This window comes from Streptomyces globisporus (genome assembly GCF_003501885.1).
Classification (GTDB): Bacteria; Actinomycetota; Actinomycetes; order Streptomycetales; family Streptomycetaceae; genus Streptomyces; species Streptomyces globisporus_D.
This window is the reverse complement of the sequence record NZ_QWFA01000240.1, coordinates 1-8137: the sequence shown is the minus strand read 5'-3', so window position 1 is coordinate 8137 and position 8137 is coordinate 1. Positions and strand designations below refer to the sequence as shown.

The 8137-nt window shown below is 70.1% G+C and carries 4 protein-coding genes and 1 pseudogene; 2 read left to right on the top strand and 3 right to left on the bottom strand.

Annotated elements, in window-relative coordinates; all coding sequences use genetic code 11:
- Positions 1 to 82: pseudogene (locus D3105_RS35925) on the top strand (HAD family hydrolase); the annotation flags it as partial.
- Positions 83 to 218: 136 nt separating this feature from the next.
- Here the strand turns inward: D3105_RS35925 and D3105_RS30380 are convergent.
- On the bottom strand, positions 219 to 806 hold the full coding sequence (locus D3105_RS30380; RefSeq protein WP_118906126.1) for a DJ-1/PfpI family protein: 588 nt from the start codon (positions 804 to 806) through the stop codon (positions 219 to 221).
- A 444-nt stretch (positions 807 to 1250) separates the two neighbouring features.
- Between D3105_RS30380 and D3105_RS30375 the strand changes: the two genes are divergently transcribed.
- On the top strand, positions 1251 to 6266 hold the full coding sequence (locus D3105_RS30375) for an NAD-glutamate dehydrogenase (protein WP_118906125.1): 5016 nt from the start codon (positions 1251 to 1253) through the stop codon (positions 6264 to 6266).
- Positions 6267 to 6426: 160 nt separating this feature from the next.
- Here D3105_RS30375 and D3105_RS30370 read toward each other — a convergent pair whose 3' ends face one another.
- Positions 6427 to 7218 (bottom strand): ABC transporter ATP-binding protein, encoded by a 792-nt coding sequence (locus D3105_RS30370; protein ID WP_118906124.1) that lies wholly within the window; start codon positions 7216 to 7218, stop codon positions 6427 to 6429.
- Positions 7211 to 8131 (bottom strand): ABC transporter permease, encoded by a 921-nt coding sequence (locus tag D3105_RS30365; RefSeq protein WP_118906127.1) that lies wholly within the window; start codon positions 8129 to 8131, stop codon positions 7211 to 7213. The genes D3105_RS30370 and D3105_RS30365 overlap by 8 nt, the downstream gene beginning before the upstream one ends.
- Positions 8132 to 8137 lie beyond the last annotated feature (6 nt).

The following is an 8137-nucleotide window of genomic DNA, read 5'->3' as shown; positions in this document are numbered from 1 at the left end:
GAGCAGTCTGGAGGGGGCGGGGGTGCCGGTGGTGGACAGTCTGGGGGAGGCGGTGGCGTTGGCGGAGACGTTTGCCGCGTAAGGGTTTTTTTTGGCCAGCGGTGCGGGGTGCGGTGGTGCGGGTCTTCGGGGCGCTGCCCCGGGCCCCGGTCCTCAAGCGCCGGACGGGCTGGACAGGCGCCCTGCGGGGCGGGGTGTGGCTGAGCTCAAAGATGTACTCAAGCGCCGGACGGGCTGGAAGGTGTGCCGGACGGGCTTGAGCGGAGCACCTTCAGGAACTCTCGCATCCATGCCGCGTGGTCCGGCCACGCTCTCGACGAGACCAGGGGGCCGTCCACCACCGCCTCCGTGTCCTGGAACGTCGCTCCCGCGCTCTGCATGTCCGGTTCCAGCGCCGGGTACGCCGTGACGGTGCGGCCGCTGAGGTTGCCGGTGGCGGCGGTGATCAGGGGGCCGTGGCAGATCTGGGCCACCGGGCGGTCCGCGGAGAAGAAGGCGCCGACGATCTTCCGCAGCTCGGCGTTGTTGCGGAGGTACTCGGGGGCCCGGCCGCCGGGGATCACCAGGGCGATGTAGGCCCCGGGGTCGACCTCGGCGAAGGACAGGTCGGCGGGCCAGGTGTAACCGGGCTTCTCCGTGTACGTGTCGAAGCCGGGCTCGAAGTCATGGACCACGAAGCGCAGCGTCTTGCGCTCGGGGGCCGCGATGTCGACCTCGTACCCCTCCTCCAGCAGTCGCTGGTACGGGTAGAGCACTTCGAGCGACTCGGCGGCGTCGCCGGTGACGATGAGGATCTTCTGCGGCATGGCGGACTCCTCGGGGGCGATCGGCCCCGGCGGGTCGGCTCGCGGTCTGCCGGTGGCCTGATTCGGGCGTTATCCACAGATTGCCCCGGTTCCCGGAGTTCGCCAAGGCGGCGCGGCGCACTGTCCAGAGTGTCAAAGTTCGGGGGGTTCTTTTGTACACAAGCAGCTCATGACGCGGTGGGGTGCGGGAGAGATAGCCTGGTGCCGTGATCAGCGCGATACGCCTCGGGGGCAGCGAAGCCCCCGGCCGCCGCCCGGAGTGCCACCGCACCCGGGCGATCCGCGATCTCCCGACTCCGGACCGGCCGTCAAAAATGGCCCATGTGGTCCCGGGGAACTCCCGAAGCGGCATAGCGTCGACCCAGACCGGAAACCTCGCGTCGTGGCGGTACGTCGCTTTTCTCACCTACGTCACGCAACGGCGCGCGACAGGAGCCAGAGGACATGCAGACCAAGCTGGACGAAGCCAAGGCCGAGCTGCTCGCAGGGGCCGCCAAGGTAGCTGACAACGGTCCGGGCGGTGGTGTCGGTGGCCCGGGAGGTGCCCCCCGGGCGCGGGTCTCCGCCGCCGGGGCCGACGCGGCCGCCTCCGCCGGTCAGGACACGGTGCTCGCCTACCTCCAGCGCTACTACCTGCACACGGCTCCGGAAGACCTCAGCGGCCGTGACCCGGTCGACATCTTCGGTGCGGCCGCCTCGCACTACCGGCTCGCCGAGAACCGTCCCCAGGGCACCGCGAACGTCCGGGTGCACACCCCGACCGTCGAGGAGAACGGCTGGGCCTGCAGCCACTCCGTCGTCGAGGTCGTCACCGACGACATGCCCTTCCTCGTGGACTCCGTCACCAACGAGCTGTCCCGGCAGGACCGCGGCATCCACCTCGTGATCCACCCGCAGGTCACCGTCCGCCGCGATGTCACCGGCAAGCTCATCGAGGTCCTCTCCGGCGGTCCCGGCATCCCGAAGGCGGCCAAGAGCGGCCAGGGCGGCAAGAGCGCCAAGGACGGGAAGAGCGAGCTGCCGCACGACGCGCTCGTCGAGTCCTGGATCCACGTCGAGATCGACCGTGAGACCGACCGCGCCGACCTCCAGCAGATCACCGCCGACCTGCTGCGCGTCCTGTCCGACGTGCGGGAGACCGTCGAGGACTGGGGGAAGATGCGCGACGCCGCCCTCCGGATCGCCGACGACCTGCCGGGCGAGCCGCTCGACGACCTCGCCGACGAGGAGGTCGAGGAGGCCCGCGAGCTGCTGCGCTGGCTGGCAGCCGACCACTTCACCTTCCTCGGCTACCGCGAGTACGAGCTGAAGGACAGCGACGCGCTGGCCGCCGTCCCCGGCACCGGGCTGGGCATCCTGCGCTCCGACCCGCAGCACAGCGAGGACGAGGCCCACCCGGTCAGCCCGTCCTTCGACCGGCTCCCCGCCGACGTCCGCGCCAAGGCCCGCGAGCACAAGCTCCTCGTCCTGACGAAGGCCAACAGCCGGGCCACCGTGCACCGTCCCAGCTACCTCGACTACGTCGGCGTGAAGAAGTTCGACGCCAAGGGCAACGTCGTCGGCGAGCGCCGCTTCCTCGGCCTCTTCTCCTCCGCCGCGTACACCGAGTCCGTGCGCCGGGTGCCCGTCATCCGCCGCAAGGTCGCCGAGGTCGTCGAGGGCGCCGGCTTCTCGTACAACAGCCACGACGGGCGCGACCTGCTTCAGATCCTGGAGACCTACCCGCGCGACGAGCTGTTCCAGACGCCCGTCGACCAGCTCCGCGCCATCGCGACCTCCGTCCTCTACCTCCAGGAGCGCCGCCGGCTGCGGCTCTACCTGCGTCAGGACGAGTACGGGCGCTACTACTCGGCGATCGTCTACCTGCCGCGCGACCGCTACACCACCGCCGTGCGCCTGCGGCTGATCGACATCCTCAAGGAGGAGCTCGGCGGCACCAGCGTCGACTTCACCGCCTGGAACACCGAGTCGATCCTCTCCCGGCTGCACTTCGTCATCCGGGTCCCCGCCGGCACCGAGCTGCCGCACCTCACCGACGCCGACGCCGACCGCATCGAGGCCCGCCTCGTCGAGGCCGCCCGCTCCTGGGCCGACGGCTTCGGAGAAGCCCTCAACGCCGAGCTGGGCGAGGAGCGCGCCGCCGAACTCCAGCGCCAGTACGGCCACTCGTTCCCCGAGGGGTACAAGGCCGACCACTCGCCGCGCGCCGCCGTCTCCGACCTGGTCCACCTCGAGACCCTCCGGGAGACTGAGAAGGACTTCGCCCTCAGCCTGTACGAGCCCGTCGGCGCGGGCCCCGGTGAGCGCCGCTTCAAGATCTACCGGACCGGTGAGCAGGTCTCCCTCTCCGCCGTCCTCCCGGCCCTCCAGCAGCTCGGTGTCGAGGTCGTCGACGAGCGGCCGTACGAGCTGCGCTGCGCGGACCGCACTCACGCCTGGATCTACGACTTCGGGCTGCGGATGCCTCTGGTCAACGGCAACGGCAACTACCTCGCCGACGACGCCCGCGCCCGCTTCCAGGAGGCCTTCGCCGCCGTCTGGAAGGGCGAGGCGGAGAACGACGGCTTCAACGCGCTGGTCCTCGGCGCCGGGCTGAACTGGCGCCAGGCCATGGTGCTGCGCGCCTACGCGAAGTACCTGCGGCAGGCCGGATCCCCCTTCAGCCAGGACTACATGGAGTCCACGCTCCGCAACAACGTCCACACCACCCGGCTGCTCGTCTCGCTCTTCGAGGCGCGGATGTCGCCCGGCAGGCAGAGCGCCGGTACCGAGCTGACCGACGGCCTCCTGGAGGAGCTGGACGGGGCCCTGGACCAGGTCGCCTCGCTCGACGAGGACCGGATCCTGCGGTCCTTCCTCACCGTCATCAAGGCCACCCTGCGTACCAACTTCTTCCAGCACACGGAGGACGGCACGCCGCACTCCTACGTCTCGATGAAGTTCGACCCGCAGGCCATCCCGGACCTGCCCGCGCCCCGGCCGGCGTACGAGATCTGGGTCTACTCGCCGCGCGTCGAGGGCGTCCACCTGCGCTTCGGCAAGGTCGCCCGCGGTGGGCTGCGCTGGTCGGACCGGCGCGAGGACTTCCGTACGGAGATCCTCGGACTGGTCAAGGCGCAGATGGTGAAGAACACCGTCATCGTGCCCGTCGGCGCCAAGGGCGGCTTCGTCGCCAAGCAGCTCCCGGACCCGTCCGTGGACCGCGACGCCTGGTTCGCCGAGGGCATCGCCGCCTACCGCACGTTCATCTCCGCGCTGCTCGACATCACCGACAACATGGTCGCCGGCGAGGTCGTGCCGCCCACCGACGTCGTCCGCCACGACGAGGACGACACCTACCTCGTCGTCGCCGCCGACAAGGGCACCGCGAGCTTCTCCGACATCGCCAACGAGGTCGCCGTCGCCTACAACTTCTGGCTCGGCGACGCGTTCGCCTCCGGCGGTTCGGCCGGCTACGACCACAAGGGCATGGGCATCACCGCCCGGGGCGCCTGGGAGTCCGTCAAGCGGCACTTCCGGGAGCTGGGCCACGACACCCAGACCGAGGACTTCACCGTCGTCGGCGTCGGCGACATGTCCGGCGACGTCTTCGGTAACGGCATGCTGCTCTCCGAGCACATCCGCCTGGTCGCCGCCTTCGACCACCGGCACATCTTCATCGACCCGAACCCGGACGCCGCCACCTCGTACGCCGAGCGGCGCCGCCTGTTCGACCTGCCGCGCAGCTCCTGGGCCGACTACAACACCGACCTGCTCTCCGCGGGCGGCGGCATCCACCCGCGCAGCGCCAAGTCCATCCCGCTCAACGCGCACATCCGCGAAGCGCTCGGCATCGACGCGTCGGTGAGCAAGATGACGCCCGCCGACCTGATGAAGACCATCCTCAAGGCCCCCGTCGACCTGGTGTGGAACGGTGGCATCGGCACGTACATCAAGGCCGTCTCCGAGTCGAACGCCGACGTCGGTGACAAGGCCAACGACGCGATCCGCGTCAACGGCGAGGACCTGCGGGCCAAGGTCGTCGGCGAGGGCGGCAACCTCGGCGCCACCCAGCTCGGCCGGATCGAGTTCGCCCGCAACGGCGGCCGGATCAACACCGACGCGATCGACAACAGCGCCGGCGTGGACACCTCCGACCACGAGGTGAACATCAAGATCCTGCTCAACGGTCTCGTCCGGGACGGCGACATGACGGTCAAGCAGCGCAACAAGCTGCTCGCCGACATGACCGACGAGGTCGGCGCGCTCGTCCTGCGCAACAACTACGCGCAGAACGTCGCCCTCTCCAACGCCTCCGCGCAGGCGCCCTCGCTGCTCCACGCCCAGCAGCGCTTCATGCGGCGGCTGGAGCGCGACGGTGCGCTGGACCGGGCGCTGGAGTTCCTGCCCGCCGACCGGCACATCCGGGAGCTGCTCAGCAACGAGAAGGGGCTGAGCCAGCCCGAGCTGGCCGTTCTGCTCGCCTACACGAAGATCACGACGGCGGACGAGCTGATCTCCACCGTCCTGCCGGACGACCCGCACCTGCAGAAGCTGGTGCACGCCTACTTCCCGAGCGCGCTGCGCGAGCGGTTCCCCGAGGCGGTCGACGGGCACGCGCTGCGGCGCGAGATCATCACGACGGTCCTGGTCAACGACACGGTGAACACCGCCGGTTCGACCTTCCTGCACCGGCTGCGGGAGGAGACCGGGGCGTCGATCGAGGAGATCGTCCGGGCCCAGTTCACCGCCCGCGAGATCTTCGGTCTGTCGCAGGTGTGGGACGCGGTCGAGGAGCTCGACAACAAGGTCGCGGCCGACGTCCAGACCCGGATCCGGCTGCACTCGCGGCGGCTGGTCGAGCGCGGTTCGCGCTGGCTGCTGGGCAACCGGCCGCAGCCCGTCGCCATCGCGGAGACCATCGACCTGTTCCGGGACGGCGTCGAGCAGGTCTGGAACGAACTGCCCAAGCTGGTCCGGGGCGCCGACCTGGACTGGTACCACTCGATCCTCGACGAGCTCACGGCCGCGGGAGTACCGGACGAGCTGGCGGTCCGGGTGGCCGGATTCTCCTCCGCCTTCCCGGCGCTGGACATCGTGGCCATCGCCGACCGTACGGGCAAGGAGCCGCTGGAGGTCGCCGAGGTCTACTACGACCTCGCGGACCGGTTGCGGATCACGCAGCTCATGGACCGGATCATCGAGCTGCCGCGGGCCGACCGCTGGCAGTCCATGGCCCGCGCGTCCATTCGCGAGGACCTGTACGCGGCGCACGCGGCGCTCACGTCGGACGTGCTGAGCGTGGGGAACGGGTCCTCGACGCCGGAGGAGCGGTTCCGGGCGTGGGAGGAGAAGAACGCGGCGATCCTGGCTCGGTCGCGGTCGACGCTGGAGGAGATCCAGGGGTCGGATGCGTTCGATCTGGCGAATCTGTCGGTGGCCATGCGGACGATGCGGACGTTGTTGCGTACGCACGCGTAGGGGTTGTTCGTTGTACGTCCGAGGGGCCGGCACCTGGTGGGTGCCGGCCCCTCGGCGTGGGGGGTGTGTCCTCAAGCGCCGGACGGGCTGGAAAGATGCCCTCAATCGCCGGGCGGGCCGAGGGTGGCCGGGTCGGCTGGAAGTGGCCGGACGGGGTCGGTTACTTGCGCTTGGTGAAGGCCTCGTAGGCCTTCACCACCTCCTTGGCCGGGCCGTCCATCCTCAGCGTGCCCGCCTCCAGCCACAGTGCGCGGTCGCAGGTCTCGGTGATCGACTTGTTGCTGTGGCTGACCAGGAAGACCGTGCCCGCCTCCGCGCGCAGTTCCTTGATGCGGTCCTTGCTGCGGCGCTGGAACTTCGCGTCGCCCGTGGACAGGGCCTCGTCGATCAGGAGGACGTCGTGGCTCTTGGCGGCCGCGATGGAGAAGCGGAGACGGGCGCCCATGCCGGAGGAGTACGTACGCATCGGCAGCGTGATGAAGTCGCCCTTCTCGTTGATGCCGGAGAAGTCGACGATCTCGTCGTAGCGTGCGCGGATCTGCTCGCGCGTCATGCCCATCGCCAGCCCGCCCAGCACCACGTTGCGCTCGCCGGTCAGGTCGCCCATCAGCGCCGCGTTCACGCCGAGCAGCGACGGCTGGCCCTGGGTGTGGACCTTGCCCCGGGTCGGCGGGAGCAGGCCCGCGACCGCCTTCAGCAGGGTCGACTTGCCCGAGCCGTTGGAGCCGATCAGGCCGATCGCCTCGCCCTTGTACGCGGCGAAGCTGACCCCCTTCACGGCGTGCACCTGGCGTGCGCCGGGGTTGCGGCGACGCGAGGTGAGCCGGCTGAGCGCCGAGGTCGCGCTGCCCCTGCCCGTACGCGCGCCGTGGACCGTGTACGTGATGTGGACGTCGTCGACGACGACCGTCGGGACCCGGTGGTACCCGGTGGTGTTCCTGTTGTCAGCCACGTCCGTACGTCTCCTCGGCCTTCCAGAAGTACACGAATCCCGCCACCCCGCACAGCAGCGCCCAGCCGGCCGCTGCCGCCCAGGCCAGAGGCGGCAGCTGCTCCCACGTGTAGCTGTCGATGAGCGCGTACCGCATGAGGTTGATGAAGAGCGCCGCCGGGTTGTACTCCAGCACCAGCAGCACCGCCCGCGGCACCCGGTCGCCGGCCAGCAGGTGGTCCAGGCTCCACATCACGCCGGACGAGTACATCCAGGTGCGCAGCACGAACGGGGTCAGCTGGGCGATGTCGGGGGTCTTCGCCGTCAGGCGGGCCATGGCCATCGACAGGCCGGTGTTGAACAGCGCCTGGAGCGCCAGCGCCGGGACGGCCAGCAGCCAGGTCGGGCGCGGGTACTGGCCGAACGCCAGCAGGATCAGGGTCAGCGCGCCCAGCGAGAACAGCAGTTGCTGGAGCTGCTGGAGGGCCAGCGCCACCGGCAGCGAGGCGCGCGGGAAGTGCAGGGCCCGCACCAGGCCGATGTTGCCGCTGATCGCCCGCGTGCCCGCGGTGATCGAGCTGCTGGTGAACGTCCAGATGAAGACCCCGGTGACCAGGAACGGGACGAAGTCCTCCACCCCGTGCTTGGTGTTCATCAGGACGCCGAAGATGAAGTAGTAGACCGTCGCGTTCAGCAGCGGCGTCATGATCTGCCAGATCTGGCCGAGCTTCGCCTGGCTGTACTGGGCCGTCAGCTTGGCCGTCGCGAACGCCGTGATGAAGTGCCGGCGTCCCCAGAGCTGCTGGACGTACTGGGGCAGCGACGGCCGGGCGCCGCTGACCTTCAGGCCGTGCCGGGCGGCCAGGGCCGCCAGCTCGCCGGGGGCGTAGGTGGGGACGGCGGTGGCCGGGGCGCCCTCGGAGGGGGCGGTCACCGGGGG